Source organism: Devosia sp. A449 (assembly GCF_054489375.1).
The window spans coordinates 136,156-159,485 of the sequence record NZ_JBTMWU010000002.1 but is presented as its reverse complement, the minus strand read 5'-3'; the positions used below and the strand labels follow the sequence as shown (position 1 = coordinate 159,485).

18 protein-coding genes are annotated in these 23,330 nt (G+C 63.4%); 1 reads left to right on the top strand and 17 read right to left on the bottom strand.

Annotated elements, in window-relative coordinates:
* Nucleotides 1–11: 11 nt before the first annotated feature.
* The 5 genes from ligA to ftsZ form a co-directional block, all read right to left on the bottom strand.
* Nucleotides 12–2,213: an NAD-dependent DNA ligase LigA gene (gene ligA, locus ACX3OW_RS06525; RefSeq protein ID WP_459095463.1), complete on the bottom strand. Its 2,202-nt coding sequence runs from the start codon at nt 2,211–2,213 to the stop codon at nt 12–14.
* 178 nt (nt 2,214–2,391) lie between these two features.
* Entirely contained in the window at nt 2,392–4,062 is a 1,671-nt protein-coding gene (gene recN, locus ACX3OW_RS06520; protein ID WP_459094951.1) for a DNA repair protein RecN, read from the bottom strand.
* A 232-nt stretch (nt 4,063–4,294) separates the two neighbouring features.
* Complete coding sequence (locus ACX3OW_RS06515; RefSeq protein ID WP_459094950.1) at nt 4,295–5,131, bottom strand: outer membrane protein assembly factor BamD; 837 nt, start codon at nt 5,129–5,131, stop codon at nt 4,295–4,297.
* Between the two features lie 95 nt (nt 5,132–5,226).
* Nucleotides 5,227–6,183, bottom strand: a complete 957-nt coding sequence (lpxC, locus tag ACX3OW_RS06510; RefSeq protein ID WP_459094949.1) for a UDP-3-O-acyl-N-acetylglucosamine deacetylase — start codon at nt 6,181–6,183, stop codon at nt 5,227–5,229.
* A gap of 111 nt (nt 6,184–6,294) precedes the next feature.
* The gene (ftsZ, locus tag ACX3OW_RS06505) at nt 6,295–7,962 is read right to left on the bottom strand and encodes a cell division protein FtsZ (protein WP_459094948.1); all 1,668 of its coding nucleotides are present in this window, start codon (nt 7,960–7,962) and stop codon (nt 6,295–6,297) included.
* A gap of 235 nt (nt 7,963–8,197) precedes the next feature.
* Between ftsZ and ACX3OW_RS06500 the strand changes: the two genes are divergently transcribed.
* Complete coding sequence (locus ACX3OW_RS06500; RefSeq protein WP_459094947.1) at nt 8,198–8,659, top strand: VOC family protein; 462 nt, start codon at nt 8,198–8,200, stop codon at nt 8,657–8,659.
* Between the two features lie 90 nt (nt 8,660–8,749).
* On the opposite strand, the gene ACX3OW_RS06495 is transcribed toward ACX3OW_RS06500, so the two are convergent.
* The 12 genes from ACX3OW_RS06495 to ACX3OW_RS06440 all read right to left on the bottom strand — a co-directional run bounded on the left by ACX3OW_RS06495 (nt 8,750) and on the right by ACX3OW_RS06440 (nt 23,311).
* Nucleotides 8,750–9,733, bottom strand: a complete 984-nt coding sequence (locus ACX3OW_RS06495; RefSeq protein WP_459094946.1) for a magnesium transporter CorA family protein — start codon at nt 9,731–9,733, stop codon at nt 8,750–8,752.
* Nucleotides 9,734–9,920: 187 nt separating this feature from the next.
* On the bottom strand, nt 9,921–11,234 hold the full coding sequence (gene ftsA / locus ACX3OW_RS06490; RefSeq protein ID WP_459094945.1) for a cell division protein FtsA: 1,314 nt from the start codon (nt 11,232–11,234) through the stop codon (nt 9,921–9,923).
* Nucleotides 11,231–12,223 (bottom strand): cell division protein FtsQ/DivIB, encoded by a 993-nt coding sequence (locus ACX3OW_RS06485; protein ID WP_459094944.1) that lies wholly within the window; start codon nt 12,221–12,223, stop codon nt 11,231–11,233. The genes ftsA and ACX3OW_RS06485 overlap by 4 nt, the downstream gene beginning before the upstream one ends.
* Nucleotides 12,211–13,131, bottom strand: coding sequence for a D-alanine--D-alanine ligase (locus ACX3OW_RS06480; RefSeq protein WP_459094943.1), 921 nt, complete (start codon nt 13,129–13,131; stop codon nt 12,211–12,213). The genes ACX3OW_RS06485 and ACX3OW_RS06480 overlap by 13 nt, the downstream gene beginning before the upstream one ends.
* Before the next feature lie 40 nt (nt 13,132–13,171).
* Entirely contained in the window at nt 13,172–14,149 is a 978-nt protein-coding gene (gene murB / locus ACX3OW_RS06475) for a UDP-N-acetylmuramate dehydrogenase (RefSeq protein WP_459094942.1), read from the bottom strand.
* On the bottom strand, nt 14,146–15,564 hold the full coding sequence (murC, locus tag ACX3OW_RS06470; RefSeq protein ID WP_459094941.1) for a UDP-N-acetylmuramate--L-alanine ligase: 1,419 nt from the start codon (nt 15,562–15,564) through the stop codon (nt 14,146–14,148). Before murC ends, murB begins: the two co-directional genes overlap by 4 nt.
* Nucleotides 15,561–16,673, bottom strand: coding sequence for an undecaprenyldiphospho-muramoylpentapeptide beta-N-acetylglucosaminyltransferase (gene murG / locus ACX3OW_RS06465; RefSeq protein WP_459094940.1), 1,113 nt, complete (start codon nt 16,671–16,673; stop codon nt 15,561–15,563). Before murG ends, murC begins: the two co-directional genes overlap by 4 nt.
* Complete coding sequence (locus ACX3OW_RS06460; RefSeq protein ID WP_459095462.1) at nt 16,670–17,839, bottom strand: FtsW/RodA/SpoVE family cell cycle protein; 1,170 nt, start codon at nt 17,837–17,839, stop codon at nt 16,670–16,672. The genes murG and ACX3OW_RS06460 overlap by 4 nt, the downstream gene beginning before the upstream one ends.
* Nucleotides 17,840–17,984: 145 nt before the next feature.
* The gene (locus ACX3OW_RS06455) at nt 17,985–18,809 is read right to left on the bottom strand and encodes a hypothetical protein (RefSeq protein ID WP_459094939.1); all 825 of its coding nucleotides are present in this window, start codon (nt 18,807–18,809) and stop codon (nt 17,985–17,987) included.
* Nucleotides 18,810–19,183: 374 nt separating this feature from the next.
* Nucleotides 19,184–20,269, bottom strand: coding sequence for a phospho-N-acetylmuramoyl-pentapeptide-transferase (mraY, locus tag ACX3OW_RS06450; RefSeq protein ID WP_459094938.1), 1,086 nt, complete (start codon nt 20,267–20,269; stop codon nt 19,184–19,186).
* A 27-nt stretch (nt 20,270–20,296) separates the two neighbouring features.
* Complete coding sequence (locus ACX3OW_RS06445; RefSeq protein WP_459094937.1) at nt 20,297–21,688, bottom strand: UDP-N-acetylmuramoyl-tripeptide--D-alanyl-D-alanine ligase; 1,392 nt, start codon at nt 21,686–21,688, stop codon at nt 20,297–20,299.
* Between the two features lie 180 nt (nt 21,689–21,868).
* A complete protein-coding gene (locus ACX3OW_RS06440) occupies nt 21,869–23,311 on the bottom strand; it encodes a UDP-N-acetylmuramoyl-L-alanyl-D-glutamate--2,6-diaminopimelate ligase (RefSeq protein ID WP_459094936.1) in 1,443 nt (480 codons plus the stop codon).
* Nucleotides 23,312–23,330 lie beyond the last annotated feature (19 nt).

Here is a 23,330-nt window from a genome sequence, read left to right as displayed (position 1 = left end):
TCCCCGTGTGGCTATTTGCCGACGCGCACGAACCACTCATCCTCGCTGATCACCTCGACGCCCAGCGCCTCGGCAGTTTTCAGCTTGGACCCGGCGCCCGGCCCGGCAATCAGAATGTCGGTCTTGGCCGACACCGACCCGGCCACCTTGGCGCCCAGCCGTTCAGCCATAGCCTTGGCCTCCGATCGTGTCATTTTTTCGAGGGAACCGGTGAACACCACCGTCTTTCCCGCCACTACGCTATCGGCCGAAACCTGCACCACATAAGGCTTGGGCTGCACCTGGGCGAGTAGCGCCTCCACCACATCGTCATTGCGCTGATTGCCGAAGAAATCGACCAGCGCCTTGATCACCGTGCCACCAATGCCATCGACCGAAGGGAACACCGTCAGCGGGTCCTCGGCGGCAGCGGTTGCCTTCCCGACGCGCATCAATTCTTCCATGGTCGAGAAGGTCCGCGCCAGCATCGCCGCCGTGGTTTCCCCGATATGGCGGATGCCCAGCGCGAAGATGAACCGGTCCAGCTCCGGATTGCGCCGCGCATCAATGGCAGCGAACAGCTTGTCGAGCCCCTCATAATTGCGGTCCTCAACGCTACGGACATTTTTGCGCGTCTTGCCCGAAGCGGCTTCGCGCGCGAGCGCCTGCTCTTCGCGCCGCGTCGCCATGGCATGGGTGACCTCGGCCCGGCGATCCTTGAGGGTGAAGATATCGGCGGCGGTCTTGATCAGGCCGGCATTGAAGAACAGGTCGATGTTTTCCGCGCCCAGGCCTTCGATATCCAGCGCCCCGCGCGACACAAAATGGCGCAGCCGTTCGATGGCCTGCGCCGGGCAGATCAATTCGCCGGTGCAGCGGCGGCGGGAATCTTCCTTGCCGGTCTTCTCGTTCAGCTCGCGCGTGGCCGGCGAGCCGCAAACTGGGCAGGTCTGGGGAAATTCATAGGGCACCGCGTCAGCTGGGCGCTTCTCCAGCACCACGCTGACGATCTGGGGAATGACGTCGCCGGCCCGCTGAATGACCACGGTATCGCCGAGGCGAATATCAATGCCCTCGCGGATCGGCAGGCCAAAGCTGTCGAAACCCTTGATATAGTCCTCATTGTGCAGCGTGACGTTTTCCACCACCACGCCGCCGACAGTAACCGGCTCCAGCCGCGCTACCGGTGCCAGCGTTCCGGTGCGACCGACCTGAATGTCGATCTTCTTGATGACAGTGGTCGCCTGTTCGGCCGGGAATTTATGCGCCACGGCCCAGCGCGGCTCACCGGTAACGAAGCCCCAGCGGCGCTGCAATTCGAGCTGGTCGACCTTGTAGACCACACCGTCAATATCGTAGCCGAGCGAGGAGCGCTGCTCTTCGATGAGCCGATATTGCGCGATCAGTTCGTCCACCGAATTGGCCCGCACCATCAGCGGGCTGACCTGAAAGCCCCATTCGGCAAATTTCTGCACCGCCTCATATTGCGTCGGCGCCGGGTCTGCCGTGATGGCGCCCCAGGCATAGGCGAAAAAGCGCAGATTGCGGCTGGCGGTGACCGAGGCGTCCTTCTGGCGCAGCGAGCCGGCTGCGGTATTGCGCGGATTGACATAATCCTGACCGCCAGCGGCAGCGGAACGGGCTTTCAATGCCTGGAATTCGGCATAGGTCATATAGACCTCGCCGCGAATTTCGATGTTCTCGGGCCAGCCCGAGCCGGCGAGCCGTTCGGGAATATCCTTGATAGTGCGCAGATTGGCGGTGATATCCTCGCCTACCGCACCGTCGCCGCGCGTCGCGCCCTGCACGAAGACGCCATTTTCATAGCGCAGCGAAGCGGAGAGCCCGTCGATCTTGGGCTCGGCGGTGAAAGCGATTTCGAGGTCCTTGTCGCGCTCGAAAAAGCGCCGGCCACGGGTGATGAAATCGACCACGTCTTCGTCGCTATAGGCCTTGGCGAGGCTGAGCATCGGCACGGCGTGGCGCACCTTGGCAAAGCCTTCCGCGGGCGGCGCGCCGACGGAGTTGGACGGACTGTCATCGCGCACCAGCGCCGGAAAGGCTTCCTCGATAGCGTCATTGCGCCGGCGCATCCCATCATAGGCAGCGTCGGTGATCTCGGGGGCGTCGTTCTGGTGATAGGCGACATCGGCGGCGGCAACGGCCTCGGCCAGCCGCGCCAGCTCAGCCTGCGCCTCGGCTTCGGTCAGCTCATCAACGGGTTTTTGCGACAGGTCGGTCATGAAATACTCGGCGGCCAGTACTGTTGGTTGTGAAGAGGATACCCCCTCCTAACCTCCCCCTGATAGGGGGCGGTACACATCGAGGATCGGGCTCCATCGTGCCACGCCCACCGCGCGGCGCCTCCCCCTTGTCAGGGGGAGGTTGGGAGGGGGTATGTTGAGCTATCCCCTAACCCACTTCGCTCAGCAGCTTGCTGGCGGCGGCGCGGGCTTCGTCGGTCACCTGGGCGCCGGCCAGCATGCGGGCGACTTCTTCCTGGCGGGCGGCATTGTCCAGCGGCTTGACGTGGGTGCGCATGAACGCGCCTTCCTTGACCGCCTGCTTTTCGATCAGCAGATGGCGCTGGGCCCGTGCCGCCACCTGGGGGGCATGGGTTACCGCCAGCACCTGCACCTTGCCGGCAAGGCGCGCCAGCCGGCGGCCGATAGCGTCGGCGACCGCGCCACCGACGCCGGTGTCGATTTCGTCAAAAATCAGCACCGGAGCCGAGCCCCGGTCGGCCAGCACCACTTTGAGCGCCAGCAGGAACCGGCTGAGTTCGCCGCCCGAAGCCACCTTGAGCAACGGGCCGGCGGCGGTGCCGGGATTGGTCTGGACGTGAAAGGCGATCTGGTCAAAGCCGGAAGCGGCGATGCGGGCGGTGTCGATCTGGTGGTCGACGATGAATTTGGCTGCGCCCAGCTTGAGGTCGGGCAGCTCAAGGCCCACCGCCTTGCCCAGCGCCGCAGCGGCCTTGGCGCGCCCGGCGCTCAGCGTCGTGGCGAGCTTGCGATAGGTGTCCATCGCTTTGGCTTCAGCGGCTTGGAGGGCCGTCAGCCGCGTCTCGCCGCTTTGCAGGGTTTCGAGATCGTCGCGATATTTGGCAAGCACGTCGGCCAACCCGTCGCAGCTGGTCTGGTGCTTGCGGGCGGCGGCGCGCAGAGCGAACAGGCGTTCCTCGACGCTTTCCAGCTCGGCCGGATCATAGGCCATTTCACGCTTGAGGTCTTCGAGGGCGTCGCCGGTGTGGTCGAGGGCGGCGAGCGAGGCGTCGAGGGAATCAACGATGGGCTGGAACAGGCTGGAGCCACCATCGATCTTGCGCATCAGCCGGCGCATCAGGCTGGCCAGGGCCGGCGCGGGCGCCGACGGGCCGTTGAGCATGCCGTCGATTTCGATGACATCGGCGGCGGACCGCTCGACCTGCTGCAAATGCTGGCGGCGCTCGGCCAGTTCGTCCTCTTCCCCGGTCGCTGGCTTGAGCTTGCCCAGTTCTTCCACCGTATGGCGGGCATAGTCCTCGGCGGCCAGCGCCTGGGCCACCAGCGCCTGCTGCGCCACCACGGCGTCCTGAGCGTCGGCCAGATCCTGCCAGGCGTCGCGCAGCTTGCCGACCTGGCCTTCCAGCTCGCCAAAAGCGTCGAGAGTGGCGCGGTGAGTGGCACCATCGACCAATGCCCGGTCGTCATGCTGGCCGTGGATTTCCACGATCTGCCCGCCGACCTTTTGCAGCAAGGCGGCGGAAACCGGCTGATCATTGATGAAGGCGCGGGTGCGGCCATCGGCAAACTGTACCCGGCGCAGGATCACGTCTTCGTCGTCGGGAATGGCATTGTCACGCAGCGCCGCGCGGGCCGGATGATCGGCGGCCAGTTGCAGCACGGCAACCACCTGCCCGCTCTCCTGCCCGCTGCGCACCAGCGAGGCGTCGCCGCGCCCGCCCAGCGCCAGGGTCAGGGCGTCGAGCAGAATGGATTTTCCGGCACCGGTCTCGCCGGTGAGGACGGTCATGCCACCATCGAGCGCCAGATCGAGCTGGTCGATAAGAACAATGTTGCGAACCGAGAGCGCGTTCAGCATGCGCGGGTTATTCCCAAACTTCGGCCGCCAAGCGGCGCAGATCTTGTCTTAGTCTTACCATCAGGGCGTCATGCCTGCGAAAGCGGGAATCCCCCTTTCGCACAGGGAGATTCCCGCCGCTGCGGGACTGACGTCGAGGATTCGGCCAGATCACGCCAAGCAATCCACACAAACGAACCGGGGCGCATCTTAGCGCCCCGGAACAAACTAGCAACAAATTACTTCAACGACGTTATTTCTTCAGCCCGGCCATCCAGCTGCCATTGTTGACAGCGGGGGCGAGGCCCTGCTTGCCCAGCAGTTCGAAGGCCTGCTTGTACCAGGTGCTGGACGGATAATTGTGGCCCAGCACGGCGGCAGCAGTCGCGGCTTCGTTGGTCAGGCCCAGCGACAGATAGGCTTCGGTCAGGCGGAACAGGGCTTCCTCGATGTGAGTCGAAGTCTGCCAGGTTTCCACCACCACGCGGAAGCGGTTGATGGCCGCGGTGTACTGGCCCTGCCCCAGATAGTAACGGCCAACCGACATTTCCTTGCCCGCCAGCTGGTCAAACGCCACCAGCAGCTTTTCCTTGGCGTCGTTGGCGTATTCGGACTTGGGATAGTTGGAAATCACCAAGCTGTAGGTGTCGATGGCATCACGCGACAATTGCTGGTCGCGGGTGATGTCCTTGATCTGGGCGAAATAGGAATTGGCTTTGAGATACAGCACATAGGCTGCGTCCTTGCCATTCGGATACAGCGCCATAAAGCGGTCGGCGGCGAGAATCGCCTCGTTCAGCTTGCCGCTGCGGTAATTGGCATAGACCTGCATCAGCTTGGACTTTTCCACCATCGGATCGCGCGGGTGCTGGCGATCCAGCTGCTCCAGCGATTTGATCGCGGTGGCGAAATACTGGCGATCCATATCGTCCAGCGCCTTCTGATACAGCGTGGCGGCCGGAATGATCGGCTCTTCCTTGTTCTTGACTGGCCCGAACAGGCTGCAGCCGGCGAGCACCGCCACCATCACGGCAACGGTGAGGAACCGGGCGGCCCGGCTGGTGAAACCACCAATTGCGTCAACTGTCACGAACTGCCCCGTCCTTATAACGAAAACCGCATTGCGGCGGCGTAGTTAGTAAATGGATCAAAACTGTGGCGCTACGCCTCGCCCCCCTTCGGGGGTCAGCGCACGGACCGCAGGTAATGATTGACCTCCAACCCATCCGGCTGGTCTTCGAAGGCTTCGAATTCCAGTGGCAGGTCCTCTGCGCCGACTATCTCATAGTTGGCTTCGCTGGAAAAGAGACCGGTCAGCACATGGGCATTAAGCGCATGCCCACCCTTATAGGAGCGGAAGCGCCCCCAGATCGGCAGCCCACCCAGCGACAGATCGCCAATGGCGTCGAGCAACTTGTGGCGGACGAACTCGTCCTCATAGCGCAGCCCGCCCGGATTGAGGATACGATCCTCGTGTACCGTGATGGAATTGTCGAGGCTGGAGCCCAGCGCATAGCCGGCCTGGCGCAGAATCTTGGCATCGCGCACGAAACCGAAAGTGCGGGCGCGCGACACGTCTTCATAATAGCGGCGCGGCGTCCAGTCGAAGATCATGCGCTGGCGGCCGATGACCTTGCTGTCAAAATCGATCTCGAGATCAAGCGCCCGCCCATTATAGGGCTCGAGGGCAGCGAAAGCGTCATTGTTGCGCACGGTGACGGCGCGGATGACCTTGAGGAATTTTCGCTGCGCCGGCTGGATGTCGAGACCGACCTGCAGGATAGCTTCGGCAAAGGGGCGCGCGCTGCCGTCCAGAATGGGGCATTCGCCGCCATCGAGGGTAATGAGAGCATTATCGACGCCCATTCCGCTAAGGGCCGAGGTGACATGCTCGATGGTGGCGACGCTGATGCTGCCACCCAGATCGAGCGTGGTGCAGAGCGTCGTGCGGGTCACGCGCGAAAAATGCACCTGTACGGGTACGGTGGTGGTGCCATCGCCCAGCTCGCGGCAGATGGTGATGCCAGAATCAGCCGGGCCCGGCTTGATCGTCATGGTCACCGGCTGCCCGCTATGGACACCATAGCCAGAAAAGCTGATCGCAGCCGAAAGGGTACGCTGGCGCGTGGACAGTTTGTGCATACGCAATATTACTCCGACCCCAGGCCCTGAACGTCCGGCACTGTGTTAGCCAAAAAAAACTCGGTGCGAAAGTCGCACCGAGTAATGTTTTCTCGAATTGGCGGCGCGCCGTTAACCGTGCTTGCGCAGGAAAGCCGGGATTTCGAGGCTCTCCTTCTGCGGCGCCGGGGCCGGCTGGCGACCATGAGCATCAAGGTTGCCACGGGCACCGTCCAGCGGCGCACCGGCACGCGAAGCCCTTGCGCCGCCTGCCTCTATGGCACTGCGGGCAGCGGCGTCGTCAGCGGCGGCGTAGGAAATTTCTTCGCGCGGAGCCGGCTGGGGCTGACCCAGATTAAGACCGACATTGGAGGCCAGCTTCTTGAACAGAGCGCGCGCATTGCGCGGTTCTGCCTCAGGACGTTCCTGCGCTTCCTGTGTCCGCCTCGCAACAATCGGCAGCTCCTCGGTGCGCGGCATGCGGCGCTGACCCTCGGGGCGCGCCGCGTGCGACGGCACATAGACGCTTGGCACCGGCTGTTCTTCCATGGCGACCGGCTCGTCGGCCTCATGCAGGCTCTCAGTGGCGGAAGGCGTATAGGGCTCGACGAAGACGCCATCGTCTTCATGACCATAATGGGCCGGCGCGGAGTCGGCGTGGAACGCCTCGGCCACGGCCGCTTCGACCTGATGCTCGATCGCCTGCGACATGGCCGGCGTGGTCACGGACGCCCGTTCGACCTGCACGCGAGTCGGCTCGACCGGCACATGACGACGCACTTCCAGCGGAGTGCGCGACGCATGCGGCTTAGCCGGCTCGAGGGCCTGCACCATGGTGGCGTCGGTACCGGTGGCCACGACGGACACGCGCAGCGTGCCGGTGAGGCTCGGATCGTAGGTCGCGCCCAGGATGATATTGCAATCGGGGTCGACTTCCTCGCGGATGCGGCTGGCCGCTTCATCGACTTCATACAGTGTCAGGTCCGGACCGCCGGTGATGGAGATCAGCAGACCGCGCGCGCCCTGCATCGACACATCGTCAAGCAGCGGATTGGCAATGGCGGCTTCGGCGGCGTGACGGGCACGATCTTCGCCCGAGGCTTCGCCGGTCCCCATCATCGCCTTGCCCATGCCGCGCATCACGGCGCGCACGTCGGCGAAGTCGAGGTTGATCAGGCCTTCCTTGACCATCAAATCGGTGATGCAGGCGACGCCGGAGAACAGCACCTGATCGGCCATCGCAAACGCGTCGGCAAAGGTGGTCTTCTCGTTGGCAACGCGGAACAGGTTCTGGTTGGGGATGACGATCAGCGTATCGACATGGCGATGCAGCTCATCGATGCCATCGTCAGCCAGACGGGTGCGACGATTGCCTTCGAAGTTGAAGGGCTTGGTGACCACGCCAACGGTCAGAATGCCTTGCTCGCGCGCTGCCCGAGCCACAACGGGCGCAGCGCCGGTACCGGTACCACCGCCCATGCCGCAGGTGATGAACACCATGTGCGAGCCACTGAGATGGTCGTTGATCTCGTCCCAGCTCTCTTCGGCGGCCGCACGACCCACTTCGGGATGCGAGCCAGCGCCGAGGCCTTCGGTAACACCGACGCCGAGCTGGATGATGCGCTGGGCCTTGGACAGGGCCAGAGCCTGGGCGTCGGTATTGGCGACGACAAAGTCGACCCCATCGAGCCCGGACTCGATCATATTGTTAACGGCGTTACCGCCGCCACCGCCAACACCGAAGACGGTGATGCGTGGCTTGAGTTCCTGAATATCCGGGATGGTGAGGTTGATGGTCATGAATGGCCTCATAGTGGCGTGGTTGGTAAAGATTTACCCTCCCAAACGTTAACCGGCCCCTAACAATTGTCTCACGGGTGTTAACGTGAACGCAATTTGCGACACAGGGGCGTTACGGATTGACCCAATGTTAACCACGCCGCCCCCGGATCGGCTTGACAGGCTTCATATAACCATTTAGCAATATAACATATTGGTTCTGGATAAAGTTCCGGACGTTAAGAGGAGAACGATCATGACCAAGCTCATGCCCTGCCTGTGGTTCGATGACCGCATCGACGACGCCATCAAATTTTACACCGAGACCTTCAAGAGCGCCAAGGTGCTCGAGGTGACCCACCAGGACCCGAACGGGCCGGCCTTCACCGCCATTATCGAGCTGGAGGGACACAAATTCATGCTGCTCAATGGCGGGCCGCAATTCAAATTCACCGAAGCGGTCAGCTTCATGATTGAATGCGCCGATCAGGCCGAAGTCGACTATTTCTGGAACGCCTTCGTCAGCAATGGCGGCGCGGAAAGCATGTGCGGCTGGTGTAAGGACCGCTTCGGCCTGTCCTGGCAGGTGGTGCCCAAGCAGATGTACACCACAGTCCTCGGGCACGACAAAGCCGCCGCCGGCCGCGCCACTCAGGCGATGCTGAAGATGAAGAAGCTCGTCATCGCCGACCTGGAAAAGGCCTATGCCGGAGGGTAACGCCTCTCCGATGCCAGCGCGTCTTGAGTCATTGCCCCAACCACGGTGTCACCCCGGCCTTGCGCCGGGGCCCATCTTGAGTGCTCGCCGCTACAGCCAGCCGCGGCGCTTGAAATACAGGAACGGCAGCACTGCTGAGGCCACCATCAGCCCCAGCGAGAAGGGATAGCCAAAATCCCAATGCAGTTCGGGCATGATGTCGAAGTTCATGCCATAGACCGAACCGATCAGCGTCGGCGGCAGCAGCACCACCGCCACGACCGAGAAAATCTTGATGATCTGGTTCTGCTCAAGATTGATCAGCCCCAGCGTCGCATCGAGCAGGAAATTGATCTTGTTGGACAGCGTCCGCGCATGCTCGCCCAGCGACAGCGCATCGCGCTGGATCAGCTTGGACAGCTGGCGGGCCTCGCGGGCCGCCTTGGTCGCGCCCTCGTTGGAGGCACCGTGATAGGCGGTCAGCCGCGACACGCTGACCAGGCTTTCCTGCACCATGGTCAGCAATTCGGCCTTGCCGCCGATCTGCTCGATGATCGAGCGCAGATCCTGCTGGAATTTTTCAGCGGTGGAATTCTTCTTGCGGAACACATCGCGGGAAATCTGGTCGATCTCATTGCCCAGCCGCTCCAGCGCATCGGCCGTGCGGTCGGTCATCGCCTCCAGCAGCCCCAGGAACACGTCGGCGCCGGTCTTGCAGGCGACGCTTTTGGGCTTCTGCGCCCGAGACGTATAGGCGAGGAACGGCTTGGGATCGGCGAAGCGCACGCTGACCAGCGTGGTGCCCTTGAGAATGAAGGTGATCGCCGTCTTGACCGGATCGTCGGTATCGAGGCCCGACAGCGCCGTCATGGTCATGAACTCGGCGCCGTCCTCGGTATAGAGCCGGGCCGACAGCTCGATCTCTTCCATCTCGGCCTGGGTCGGAATCTCGATGCCCAACAGGCCGTTGACCAGCGCTTCTTCCTCTGGCGTGGGATGAAGCAGGTCCAGCCACACCAGATTGGTGGCCGTGCTCAGTTCGGCAGTGGGGACTTCAACCAGCCGGGCAAGGTTATTCTGATAGCTGCGCAACATAGGCTAACTCCTGGGCAATGACCGCACCCGGCCCGCCCAGCAGCAATGCCGTCAGCAGCGGGAGGCGATAAGCAGAGGCGACGTCGAACTTCGACTGTCGGGGTTCATGAGTGTTTCTCGATAATGCAATGGCGAGGCCATCAAGACGGCCTCTGTTGCGCCGACCACGACCCCATGTCAACCGCGCCTAGAAACTGCTGCGCAGCCAATTGCCGACGCGGGAGAAATAGCCATCGGTACCGATCAGCTTGCGGCTGCCGCGCGGCTCGGCATATTCCTTGGCGCAGACCTGCGGATAGATCAGCATGCCGGCGACGGTGGCGAAGGCCGCGCCCTTGGCCATTTCCGGCAGGCCGGCAATGCCCATCGGCCGGCCGGTGCGCACATTGCGGGCCAGGGTGCGACGCGCCACTTCGGGCAGGCCGGTCATTTCGCTGGCGCCACCGGTGAGCACGAAACGGCGGCCGCAGACATCCATCATGCCGGTGGCCTGCATCCGGTCACGGATGGCGGTGAGGATTTCCTCGATACGCGGGCGCATGATGCGGGTGAGCACCGAACGGGCCACCTGCCCCGGCGCTTCGTCATGGCTGGCGCCAACCGGCTGGATGGCGATGAGGTCGCGCTCATCGGCCTGACCGGGCAGCACCGAACCGTAAAATGTCTTGAGCCGCTCGGCATCGGCCACACTGACCGAGAGCTGGCGGGCAATATCGAGGGTCAGATGATGGCCGCCAATGGCAATGGCATCGGCGTAAACCAGATGGCCGTCATTGAACACTGAGACAGTGGTGGTCGCACCACCAAAGTCGATGCAGGCCACGCCGAGCTGGGCTTCGTCATCGACCAGTGTGGCGAGGCCGGAAGCGTAGGGCGTGGCGATCAGCGCTTCGATCTGCAAATGGCAGCGATGCAGCACCAGTTCGAGATTGCGCATCGCCAGCGTTTCCGAACTGACCACGGCGACATCGACGCCGAGCTTGTCGCCGACCATGCCCTTGGGGTCACGGATGCCCTTCTGCCCGTCGAGGGAATAGCCTATCGGCAGCGCATGAATGATCGACCGCTCGGGGCGGACGCTGCGCTCGTTGACAGCGCGCAGCACGCGATGGATGTCGCCCTTTTCCACTTCCTGGCCATCGAGCGAGACGGCGGCAGAGAAGGTTTCCGAGCCGAGCCGGCCGGCGGTGACGTTGACGATGACGGTTTCCAGCGTCAGCCCAGCCGCCCGTTCGGCCATGCCGACGACCGAGCGGATGGCCTGTTCGGCCTTTTCGATATCGGTGACCACGCCGCTCTTGACCCCCGAGGACGGGCCATAGCCAAAGCCGATCACTTCGGCCTGATGGGTCCGGCCACGCAGCGCCTTGCCTTCGGCGCGCGGGGTGAGCCGGGCGATCACGCAGCAAATCTTGGTCGACCCGATATCGAGCACGGCGACCAGCGAGGTCTTGCCGGGCTGAACGGGGCGAAGCCGGGAGGTCATGGCATCGGTCATCATTGCTGGGTGGTCGCTTGGCCAAGAGTGAGGGAGGGAAGCGTGCGGGGTGGCATCGGATAGGGCTGACCCGACCGCGCACGCTCGATGATGGCGGCCTTGCGGGCCTTTTCATCGGCGGCCAGTTCGGCATCGGTTTTGGTCGGGCGCACCGCCACCAAACTGTCCACGCGCATGTCGATGACCGTCAGGTCGCGGTCGAGCAACTGAAAATTGGCCTGGTAGGCTTCGAGGTTGCGCAGCGCGCGCGCCACGCCCAGCTCGGGCAGCTGCACCCGCAGCCCGGTGTCGTAGATCAGGTCCCAGCGTCGGTCGGCAATGCGCGACAGCGCCACCAGATCGGCCTTGAGCGCCGGATGCTGGTCGAGCGCGCGGATCATCACCATGGCATCGTCATTGGCACCGTCGCCCACGACCAGCGGCAGATCGTGATAGGCGCCACGATCCTCACCAATCTGCTCGCCGGTCGCATCAACCACAAAGGTGATGCCATCGACGCGCCAGCGCGCCACCGGCAGCTTTTCGGTGACGGAGACAATGACGTCACCCGGATAGGTTTTGCGCACGGTGACGCTGGCGATGGCCGGCAGGTCGCCCACCCGCTGGCGCGCCGCTTCGACATCGAAGGCGACCGTGGAGGTATAGGGCTCGATGCCAAGCGCGTCGAAAATGGCCTGTTCGCTGGTCAGCGTCTGGCCGGAAATGGAGATTTCGCCGATGGCGAGGCCCGAGGCGGCAAAGCGCCCCTGCGCCACATCGCCCAGCGTGGCGGCGGCCATGCCGATGGGCGCGCGCAATTCATAAAGGCCGACAGCGGTCACCAGCAGCGCCGCGATGGCAGCGCCGCGCAACATGGCCTTGCGGTGCAACACCCAGGCACGGCCGAGATTATTGGCGAGCTTGCGCCGGGGCGAACGGACAGGAACAGGCAATGCACGAGGATCGATCATCCGCGCGCCAGCGAGAAAGGTCTCGCTTTTTACCTGTTGCAACTCGCGTCCTCCACCATCCAGGCGACTAGATCTTCATAGGAGTGCCCGGCATGCAAAGCCTGTTCGGGCACCAGCGACGTCTCGGTCATGCCCGGCTGGGTATTGATCTCAAGGCAGACCAGTTCCCCATCGGGACCGGCAGCGTCGTTGTAGCGGAAGTCCGCCCGCGTCACGCCCCGGCAACCAAGAGCCGCATGCGCGGCTAGACTCAGCTTTTGCACTTTGTCGTAAATTTTCGGTTGCAGCTGGGCCGGAATAATGTGGACTGAACCGCCTTTAGCGTATTTGGCCTCATAATTGTAAAAGCCCAGATCGGTAACGATCTCGGTGACGCCCAGCGCCACGTCGCCCATCACCGCGCAGGTTAGCTCACGCCCGGGGATATAACGCTCCACCATCACCATCTCGCCCGAGTTCCAGTCCTCGCGCAGGATCTCCTGCGGCGGGTGGCTGGTGCCGGTCTTGACGATGAACACGCCAAAGCTCGACCCGTCGGCAATCGGCTTGATGACGTAAGGTGGCGGCATGACATGGGCCCGCGCCGCTTCGGCCCGCGACACGATGACGTGGTCGGTCACCGGGATGCCGGCGGCCTTGAACATGATCTTGGACTGGTGCTTGTCCATCGCCAGCGCCGAGGCCAGCACGCCTGAATGGGTATAAGGGATCTGCAGCAGCTCCAGCACGCCCTGGATCATGCCGCTTTCGCCGAAGGTGCCATGCAGCGAATTGAACGCCACATCGGGCTTAAGTGCTGTCAGCACATTGAAAATATCGCGATTAACATCGACTTCGCTGACCTGATAGCCGGCATTACGCAGCGCGGCGGCACAGCCGGCGCCCGAGGCGAGCGATACCGGGCGTTCATTGGACCAGCCGCCCATGAGGACGGCGACGTGTTTGGTCATGGCTGGGTCCGATCTTGATTATGGGTATGAAGCAAGGCGGTCACACCGCCCCCGTGAACACATCGCCATCGAGGAATTCGCGAACTTCCTGGCCGGGCAGGAAATGGCCCATGCGGCGAATTTCCCATTGTAATTCAATGCCCGAATTGGCGCGGACCTTGTTGCGCACCGTCTCGCCCAGCGTTTCGATATCGAGCGCGGTGGCGTTGTCGACGTTGAGCAGGAAGTTGGCGTGGAGTTCGCTCATCTGCGCGCCGCCGACCTTGAGGCCCCTGCCCCCGGCGGCGTCGACCAGTTTCCAGCTCGAATGGCCTTCGGGATTTTTGAAAGTGGAGCCGCCAGTCTTGGCTTTTGTCGGCTGACTGCTCTCTCTTTTCTCGGTGATTTCTCGCATATTCTGCAAGATTTCTTCCGGTTTTCCTGCAAATCCCCGGTACACTGCCGAGGTGAACACCGCCCCGCGCGGACCGTTCGACTTGCGGTAGTGGTAGCCCATCTCGGCATTGCTCAGGGTGACGATGTCGCCCTGCCTAGTCACGGCGCGCAGCTCGACCATGCGGTCGCGGGTTTCGGTGCCGTAGCAGCCGGCATTCATATAGAGCGCCCCGCCAATGCCGCCGGGAATGCCGCGATAAAAACTCAGCCCGTCAACGCCGGCCTCGGCGGCAGCCGTGGCGACCTTGACGTCGGGCAGCGCGACGCCGACGCGGATCTGGTGATCGTCCAGCACTTCGACCTGGCCAAAGCCCTTGGCCGAGAGGCGGATCACCACGCCGTCGAGCCCGCCATCGCGGATCAGCAGGTTTGAGCCCAGCCCGATCACCGTAGTACAGATTTCGGCGGGCAGGTTCTTGAGGAAAAACGCCAGATCGGCTTCATCGGCCGGAGTGAAGAACAATTGCGCCGGACCGCCGACGCGGAACCAGGTGACTTCGCTCAGCAGCTGATTGGGGATCAGCCGACCGCGGACTTCGGCAATCCAGGGCTGCAGCTGCGGGATCAGATCGGGATAGCTCATTTTGCCTCCTGGCCCAGCAGCGCGCCGAGTTCGCCCGGCAGCGCGGCGGCCCATTGAGTGATATTGCCGGCGCCCAGACAGACGACATAGTCGCCATCCTCGGCGCGGCTGGCGATCAGCCTGGCGAGGTCTTCGGAGCGGTCGAGCACACGGGCGTCGCGGTGGCCCAGGGCGATGATGCGATGCACCAGTTCCTCATGGGTCACGCCCTCGATCGGCTGTTCGCCGGCGGCATAGACCGGAGCGACCAGCACGGTATCGGCATCGTTGAAGCAGGCGGCGAAATCGTCGAACAGATCATGCAGGCGCGAATAGCGATGCGGCTGCACCACGGCGATGACATCGCGGCGGGTCGACTGCCGCGCCGCGCGCAGGGCCGAGGCGATTTCGACCGGGTGATGGCCGTAATCATCGATGATGGTGATGCCGCCGACTTCGCCAGTCTTGGTGAAGCGGCGCTTGACGCCCGAGAAGCCTTTGAGCCCCCTACGGATGGCATCGGCCGGCACGCGCAGTTGATCGGCCACGGCGATGGCAGCGGTGGCGTTGAGCGCATTGTGCTCGCCCGGCATCGGCAGTTCGAGCCCATCGATGCGCAATTGCGTCTGGCGGATGCGGTCACGGATTTCGATGGCGAAATGGCTGACGCCATTGATGGTCTGCAGATCGACCAGCCGCACGTCGGCCTGCGGGTTGGTGCCATAGGTGATGACGCGGCGGTCCTGAATTTCGCCGACCAGCACCTGCACCACCGGATGGTCGAGGCACATCACGGCAAAGCCGTAGAAGGGTACGTTCTCGACAAACTGGCGGAAGGCGCGTTTGACGCCGTCGAAATCCTTGTAGTGGTCGAGATGCTCGGGATCGATATTGGTGACCACAGCCACGTCGGCGGGCAGCTTGACGAAAGTGCCGTCGCTTTCGTCGGCCTCCACCACCATCCAGTCGCCGCCGCCCAGCCGGGCATTGGTGCCATAGGCGTTGATGATGCCGCCATTGATGACGGTCGGATCGAGTTCGCCGGCATCGAGCAGGGTCGCCACCAGCGTCGTCGTGGTGGTCTTGCCATGGGTGCCGCCAATGGCGATGGCGTTCTTGAAGCGCATGATCTCGGCGAGCATCTCGGCGCGACGCACCACCGGCAGCGCCCGGGCGCGCGCGGCCATCAGCTCGGGATTGTCCTTCTTGATCGCCGAGGAAATCACCACGACTTCGGCTTCACCCAGATTATCGCCTGACTGGCCGATATGGATAGTGATGCCCATGTCGCGCAGCCGCTGCACATTGGGGTTGAGCGAGGCGTCCGAGCCCTGCACGATATAGCCCTGATTGTGCAGAATTTCGGCGATGCCGCTCATGCCGATGCCGCCAATGCCGACAAAGTGCACTGGGCCTAGAGTTTCCGGCATATTCATGAGCGCGTATCCACTTCGAGGTTTCGGCCGGAAAGCATTTCGGCGAGGTCCGCCAGCTTCTCGACGGCGCGCGGCTGGCCCAGCGAACGGGCGGCGGCGGCGGCATTAATCAGGCTGGCAGGGTCGGTTAACAGGTCCGTGAGGCGAGTGCCTAGCGATTGAGGCGACAGCGTGGCCTGCTCTTCCACCCACCCGCCCCCGGCGGCTTCCACCACCAGCGCATTATTCTTCTGGTCGGCATCGATGGCGCCGGGCAGCGGCACCAGAATGGCCGGTCGGCCCAGCACTGTCAGCTCGGCAATGGTCGAGGCGCCGGAGCGGCCAATCACCAGATGGCTGCGCGAAATCCGCTCCGGCAGATCGGCGAAGAACGATGCCAGCTCCACATTGACCTTGGCCCGCCGATACATCTCGGCCACCCGGTCAAGGTCCTCGGCGCGGCATTGCTGCACGATCTGCAGCCGTTGGCGCAGCGCCTCGGGGATCAGTGCGATGGCAGCCGGCACGATGTCGGACAGCGCCTTGGCGCCCTGGCTGCCGCCGAAGATCACCAGACGAATGGGGCTGGTGACGGTGAGCTCGGGAGAGGGCGTGATCGATACGGCGCGCACCCGGTCGCGCACCGGATTGCCGGTGACGATTTTTTCCAGATTCAGCGTCTCGGAAAACTTGGTCTGGGCAAAGCTCATGGCGAGCAGGTCGGCAAACCGCCCCAGCGCCCGATTGGCCCGGCCCATCACCGCATTCTGCTCATGCAGAATGCCGGGAATGCCGAGGAAATGGGCGGCAATGAAGGGCGGAAAGGTAGGATAGCCACCAAAGCCGATCACGCAGTCGGGCTTGCTCCGGCGCAGCTTGCCAAAGGCCACGGCAATGCCGCCGACAATGGTCAGGCCCCCGGTGATGAATTTGATCGGGTTGCGCAGCGACGGCGTGGCCGAGGGTACTATATGGATGGCACTGGCCGGGAAATCGGCGCCGTAGCTTTCGACGCGATGATCGGTCATCAGCTCGACCAGATGGCCGCGTCGCCCCAGCTCCTGCGCCAGCGCCATGGCCGGGAAGAGATGTCCACCCGTGCCGCCTGCCATCAAAACAAATTTCTTCATTCTGCGGGCGCCAGCGGCGCGATGGCGCTCTTGTAGCTGGGGATGCCGGTGGCCATGCGTTCCTCGGGTTTGGTGCGGGTAAAAGCGAGCATCAGCCCCATGCCGAAGGCGATGGCGATCATCGAGGTGCCGCCATAGGAAACGAAGGGCAAGGTCATGCCCTTGGGCGGCATGAGATTGAGATTCACGGCTAGGTTGATACCCGATTGCATGGCGAACTGGATGGCCAAAGTCGATGCGGCAAGACGCGCAAACAGGCTGGTCTGCCTTTGTGCTCCCATCATGGCGCGCAGCACGATGAAGGCGATCAGCCCCACCAGCACCAGACAGAACAGGATGCCGAATTCGCCCGCCGCCGCCGAGAACACATAGTCGGCATGAGCATCGGGAATGAGCTTCTTGGCGATGGATTCGCCCGGCCCGCGGCCGAACCAGCCACCTTCGAGCAGCGACTGCAGGGCGCGGTCGATCTGGTAGGTATTGCCGCCGCCCTCGGGGTTGAGGAAGGTATCGATACGGCGCGACACGTGCGGGAAAAACACATAGGCGCCAAACAGCAGCGCCAGGGCCGAGCCGGCCATACCAAAAATGATGAACCAGGAAATTCCGGCCAGGAACAGCAGTACCGCCCAGGTGGCAACCACCAGTGCGGTCTGCCCGATATCGGGCTGCAGCAGCAGGCCGGCGACAATCGCCAGCATGATCACCGAGGCCAGGATTTTACCCGGCACGTTTTTGTGGATCATCGATTCCGAGAACAGCCAGGCGCCCAGCACGGCAAAGGCCGGCTTGACGAATTCGGAGGGCTGGATCGACTGGCCGGCAAAGGAAATCCAGCGCCGCGCGCCCTTGACCTCGGTGCCGAAGCGCAAAGTGGCCCACAGCAGCGCCAGGCTGATCACCAGCGTGACCAAGGCGCCGATGCGCGCCTGCCGGTGGGTGAGGAACGAGGTCGCCACCATCACCGCCAGTGTCGGGATGCAGAACATGGCGTGGCGGATGACGAAGTGCCAGGGCGACAGGCCCAGCCGCTCGGCCACTGGCGGGCTGGCCGCGAAGCTCAGCACCATGCCGCAGGTCATCAGCAGGATCAGGGCCCCAAGCAGTTCCCGGTCAATCGACCACCACCACTCGGCCAGAGGCGTCTTTTCAGCACGGGAGAACATCATCACAAGGCCGGGGCTACTCGATACAAACTAGCTGCAATTGTAACAGCCGGTTGGTTACCGATTTCCAAATCAGCATTGCGTTTTGCAAAAGAAAGGCCCCGCAAACGGGTCGCGGGGCCTCACGGATCAAGGAAGCGGCAGCTTAATAGACATAGACCTTCAGCCGCGAACCGGAACGATCGACGCCCAGCACCCGCTCCGCGTTGTAGGGCGAACGGCTCAGCGCTGCGTTGATCAGCGCATCCGAGCGCACGGCCTGCTGCAACTGACCATGCTTGTGCTGCCCCCGGATCATCTGGGAGATCTTCTGCCGGTCATCGGGGCACAGCTGCACTGCGATGATTTCGATATTGGAGGCACGCTCCCAACCCGAGAACGAGGTGCCTTCGAACAGGCCCCACGCTTTGGTCGGATCAGCGCCGGCACAGACAGCGGCACCACCGCCGCCACTGCCACCCCGAACGGCCACAGCATTGCCGCCGTTGCCACCGCCATTGCCGCCGTTACCGTTGCCACCGCCGTTATCGCCACCACCGCCGCCACCGCCATTCCCGCCACCGCCATTCCCGCCGCCGCCGTTGCCGCCGCCGCCATTATTGCCAACACCGACGCCGACATTGACCAGCCCCTTGCTGCCGCCGACATTGGCATCGACGGTCACGCCGCCATTGAGCAGGCCAACATTGGCGTCGACGAGGCCCTTGCTGCCGCCAAGGCTGACATTGGCATCAACCAGCGAGCCACCGGAATTCGGCAGCACACTGGCATCCAGCAGATTGCCGTTGCCACCGCCGAGCCCAAGATTGATCGCCCCGGAATCCCCGGCCGACCCATTACTCAAGGTGATGAGCGCGCCGCTATCACCCCCGCCGACCAGACCCAAAAGGCTCTGTGCCGACGCCGCCGGCGCAAATGCCGTCGCCGTAAGCATCGCGGCAGCAATAACCGTAAGAACACGATTTTTCATGGCAAAATCTCCAATAAAAAGCTGCGAAATGATCGGACTCAATCACTTACGCTCGCAAGCCCCCCCTGAAGACGGAATGTAAAGGCTAACTATGCTTCAGCTATTTTAGCTTAAGTTTATGAAACTTGCCGCCAGAACGCTGAAATGCCAGAGTTAAATCGTTTTAATAGTTGAAAATGAAGGATAACTTTCGGGACTAGACCTTCGTCTAACGTCCCAAGCCCGCAAATGGCGATGCGAGCGCCAAGGCGAGGCCGACGCGGCGGCGGCTGGCGGCATTTGTGGTGTTCGTTTTGCGCTGGATCGCGCAGGGACTCCGCCACGGAAGCGGCGGCGTGAGGGGCGGGGCCGAAGGCCGCGCCGCCCCTCAGCGTCTAGCGCAGCTTGAGGCTGCTCAGCCCGATCAGGGCCAGCACGAAGGAGATGATCCAGAAGCGGATCACCACCTGGCTTTCAGTCCAGCCGAGGTGCTCGAAATGGTGATGGATCGGCGCCATGCGGAACACCCGCTTGCCGGTCAGCTTGAACGACACCACCTGCACGATGACCGAAACGGTCTCCAGCACGAACAGCCCGCCAATGATGGCCAGCACGATTTCATGCTTGGTGGCGACGGCGATGGAGCCGAGCGCGCCGCCCAGGGCCAGCGAACCGGTGTCGCCCATGAAGATCTGCGCCGGGGGCGCATTGAACCACAAAAAGCCCAGCCCGGCGCCGATCAGCGCGCCGCACACCACCGACAATTCGCCGGTGCCAGGCACATAGTTGAGCAGCAGATAATCGGAGAAGCTCACGCTACCGACGAGATAGGCGATCAGCGCGAAACAGGCGGCGGCGACCATCACCGGCACGATGGCCAGACCATCCAGCCCATCGGTAAGATTGACCGAATTGCCGGCGGCGACGACGACGAAACCGCCGAACAGGATGTAGAAATAGCCCAGATTGAGCGCCAGATCCTTGACGAAGGGGAACAGCAGCGAGGTGCCATAGGAGCCCTGCGCCAGCTGGGAAATGGCAAAGGCCGCGATGCCGCCGATCAGTGCTTCGAGCAACAGGCGCTGCTTGCCGCCAAAGCCCTTGTGGCTCATGCGCTTGACCTTGAGATAGTCGTCGTAAAAGCCGATGGCGCCAAAGCCCACGGTGACGAACAGCACCACCCAGACATAGCCATTGCTGAGATTGGCCCAGAGCAGCGTCGAAAACACCGCGCCGGACAGGATCATCAGCCCGCCCATAGTCGGCGTGCCCTTCTTGGTCAGCAAATGCCCGGCCGGACCGTCTTCGCGGATCGGCTGGCCCTTGCCCTGCTTCAGGCGAAGCAGCGCGATCATGCCGGGACCGAACATGAACACGAAGAACAGCGCCGTGATCACCGCGCCGGCGGTGCGGAAGGTGATGTAGCGGAAAACGTTGAACGCCGAGAGCGCGTCACCCAACTGGCCGAGAAAATACAACATGAAAGGGAGGGTCCTTGTTGGGTGGGATCAGTTGTCGTCAAACCGATGGCGGATCTTGTCCACGATGCTGTTCAGCCCCACGCCGTTGGACCCTTTGACCATAACTGCATCGCCATAGGCAAGATCGTTGAGCACGATCTCCGCCATATCCGCTGCCGTCTGGGCATGGGCGGTCACCCGGTCTGGGCCGAGCGCAGCGGCCAATGCGGTCATTTCCGCGCCCACCAGATAGACAAGCTCGGCGCCTGAAGCGATCACCGCCGGCGCGAGGCTGGCATGCAGATTTGCCGATTGCGGACCCAGCTCAAGCATGTCGCCGAGAATGATTGCCTTGCGCCCCCCCAGCGCCGGCTGGGCCGCGAACACGTCGAGCGCCGCCGCCATCGAGGCGGTATTGGCATTGTAGCTTTCGTCGATCAGCAGCAGCGGCTTGGCCGTGGGGCCGAGCCGGCTCTGCGCCCCCCGCCCTGCCTGCGCACCAAAACCGGCCAGCGCCCGTAGCGCTACCTCCGGCTCGACGCCGGCCAGATAGGCCACGGCCAGCGCCGCAGTGGCGTTGGCGATCATGTGGCGGCCGGGCACATTGAGCAGCAGTGCATGGCGCTCGCCCTGATGGATGACGGTGGCAAAGCTGCGGCCGGCGACGATTTCCACATCGACAATCTGCCAGTCGGCACCCTCGGTCTCGCCATAGGTCACCACGCGCGCCACGCCCGCTGCCTCGGCCTCTGCGAGCAGCAGGTCGATCTGCGGGTGGTCGGCATTGAGCACAGCAGTGCCGCCCGCTTCGAGGCCGGCGAAGATTTCCGCCTTGGCGCGGGCAATGCCATCCAGCGAGCCGAAGGCTTCGAGATGCGCCGGGGCGACGGTGGTGATGACGGCAATATGCGGCCGCACCAGCTGCGACAGCGGCCGGATTTCGTCGGGCGCACTCATGCCCATTTCGAAAACGCCGAACTGCGCCGTCTCGGGCAGCCGCGCCAGCATCAGCGGCACGCCCCAGTGATTGTTGAAGCTCTTGATCGAGGCATGGGTCTGCCCCGCCGCCTCGAACACCACGCGGATGGCTTCCTTGGTGGTGGTCTTGCCGACGCTGCCGGTCACCCCGACGATGATGGCGCGGCTGCGCGCGCGGGCGGCGCGGGCAATATTGGAGAGCCCCTCCAGCGCATCCGGCACGACAATGCGGCGTTCTCCCACGCCCCGGCTGACCAACGCGGCACTCGCGCCATTGGCCAGCGCCATCTCGACGAAATCATGGCCGTCGAAGCGGTCGCCCTTGATGGCGACGAACAGCGCATCGGGCCCGAGTTCGCGGGAGTCGATGGAGATGGAATTGATCGGGGTGGACGGATCGAGCTCCGTGCTGCCGCCGGTCGCAGCGAGGATGGCGTCGATGGTGTAGAGGGGCTGGGTCATGAATAAATTTTGCCGCTGGCTGCACCTCTCCCTCTGGGGGAGAGGTCGACCCTCTTGGGTCGGGTGAGGGGGCCTTTGCCGAGTGAAATGCGTGGGACAGGCCCCCTCACCCGGCGCTGCGCGCCGACCTCTCCCCCAAAGGGAGAGGTGCAGCAAGGTGCCTGCCAACCGCGCACTGCCCTACCCCTTGATCGCTGCGGCCACCGCTTCGTGGTCGGAAAAATGCGTCTTGGTGGTGCCGACGATCTGGTAATCCTCGTGGCCCTTGCCGGCCACCAGCAATACATCGCCGGGCTGCAGCGCCTTGACCGCCGTGGCGATCGCCGTCTTGCGGTCGCCGATTTCGCGGGCGCCCTTGGCCGCCGCGAGAATTTCGGCGCGGATGGTCTTGGCGTCCTCGGTGCGTGGATTGTCGTCGGTGACGATGACGTCGTCGGCCAGGTCGCTGGCGATGGCGCCCATTTGGGGGCGCTTACCCTTGTCGCGGTCGCCGCCGCAGCCAAACACCACCCGTAGCGTGTTGGTGGCATAGGGGCGCAGGGCCTCCAGCGCGGTGCGCAGCGCGTCGGGCGTGTGCGAATAGTCGACAAAGATCGCCGCGCCATTATGCTCGGCCACCAGCTCCAGCCGGCCCTTGGCGCCCTTGAGTTCGCTCAACGCCGGAAAGGCCTGTGCCTTGTCGACGCCGGTCGACATGGCCAGCGCCGCCGCGACGATGGCATTGGAAACCTGGAACTCGCCGGTCAGCGGCAGATGGAAGCTGAGCTTTTCGCCGACATGGCGGACTTCGACGCGCTGGCCATAGCCTTCCGGCTGGATCGACAGCACTTCGATATAGGCGCCCTCGCGGCCCACCGTCAGCAATGTGGCCCCGGCGCTGAGCGCCGCGAACATGAAGGGCTCGTATTCGGGATCATCGACATTGACCACCGCCGGGCCGCTATCGACCAGCAGATCGGTGAACAGCCGCAGCTTGGCATCGCGATAGGCATCCATATCGGCATGATAATCGAGATGGTCGCGGCTGAGATTGGTGAAGGCCACCGCCTCAAAATGCATGCCGTCGAGCCGGCGCTGATCGAGCCCATGGCTGGAGGCTTCCAGCGCCACATGATCGATGCCCTGGGCTTTGAGCGCCCGCATCGACTGGTGCAGCGTGCGCGAATCCGGGGTGGTCAGGCTACCCTCGATCAACCGGTTGGCGGTTTCGACGCCCAGCGTACCGATACTACCGCCGGGAATGCCGGCATAGCCCCAGATCTGGCGCACGAAGGAGGCGACCGAGGTCTTGCCATTGGTGCCGGTGACGGCAACGGTGATTTCCGGCTGCGGCTCGAAAATGCGCGAGGCGGCGCGTGCATACGCGGCGCGCACATCCTTGACGATGATCACCGGCACGCCGGGATCGCCGACCGGAGCAGTATCGCTGATCACCGCCAGCGCCCCACGCCGCACCGCGTCGGGGACGAACTGGTTGCCATGCACATTGGCGCCCGGCAGCGCGAAGAAGATATCGCCGGGTTCGATGCGGCGGCTGTCGGAATTCAGCCCGAAAACCGCCCCCAAACCCTTCTTGGGCCGGGCGCCGGAGCCTTCGAGCAGCTGTGTTACGCTGAGTGACACGGGGTGGAGTCCTTCGGGA

Coding starts and splice junctions, on each gene's coding strand:
- ftsA (WP_459094945.1), bottom strand. CDS start 11,234: ATGATGACCGATGCCATGACCTCCCGGCTTCGCCCCGTTCAGCCCGGC.
- ACX3OW_RS06480 (WP_459094943.1), bottom strand. CDS start 13,131: ATGACCAAACACGTCGCCGTCCTCATGGGCGGCTGGTCCAATGAACGC.
- ACX3OW_RS06500 (WP_459094947.1), top strand. CDS start 8,198: ATGACCAAGCTCATGCCCTGCCTGTGGTTCGATGACCGCATCGACGAC.
- mraY (WP_459094938.1), bottom strand. CDS start 20,269: ATGTTGTATTTTCTCGGCCAGTTGGGTGACGCGCTCTCGGCGTTCAAC.
- ACX3OW_RS06460 (WP_459095462.1), bottom strand. CDS start 17,839: ATGTTCTCCCGTGCTGAAAAGACGCCTCTGGCCGAGTGGTGGTGGTCG.
- murC (WP_459094941.1), bottom strand. CDS start 15,564: ATGAATATGCCGGAAACTCTAGGCCCAGTGCACTTTGTCGGCATTGGC.
- recN (WP_459094951.1), bottom strand. CDS start 4,062: ATGCTGAACGCGCTCTCGGTTCGCAACATTGTTCTTATCGACCAGCTC.
- ftsZ (WP_459094948.1), bottom strand. CDS start 7,962: ATGACCATCAACCTCACCATCCCGGATATTCAGGAACTCAAGCCACGC.
- ACX3OW_RS06445 (WP_459094937.1), bottom strand. CDS start 21,688: ATGACCCAGCCCCTCTACACCATCGACGCCATCCTCGCTGCGACCGGC.
- ACX3OW_RS06455 (WP_459094939.1), bottom strand. CDS start 18,809: ATGAAAAATCGTGTTCTTACGGTTATTGCTGCCGCGATGCTTACGGCG.
- ACX3OW_RS06495 (WP_459094946.1), bottom strand. CDS start 9,733: ATGTTGCGCAGCTATCAGAATAACCTTGCCCGGCTGGTTGAAGTCCCC.
- murB (WP_459094942.1), bottom strand. CDS start 14,149: ATGAGCTATCCCGATCTGATCCCGCAGCTGCAGCCCTGGATTGCCGAA.
- lpxC (WP_459094949.1), bottom strand. CDS start 6,183: ATGCACAAACTGTCCACGCGCCAGCGTACCCTTTCGGCTGCGATCAGC.
- murG (WP_459094940.1), bottom strand. CDS start 16,673: ATGAAGAAATTTGTTTTGATGGCAGGCGGCACGGGTGGACATCTCTTC.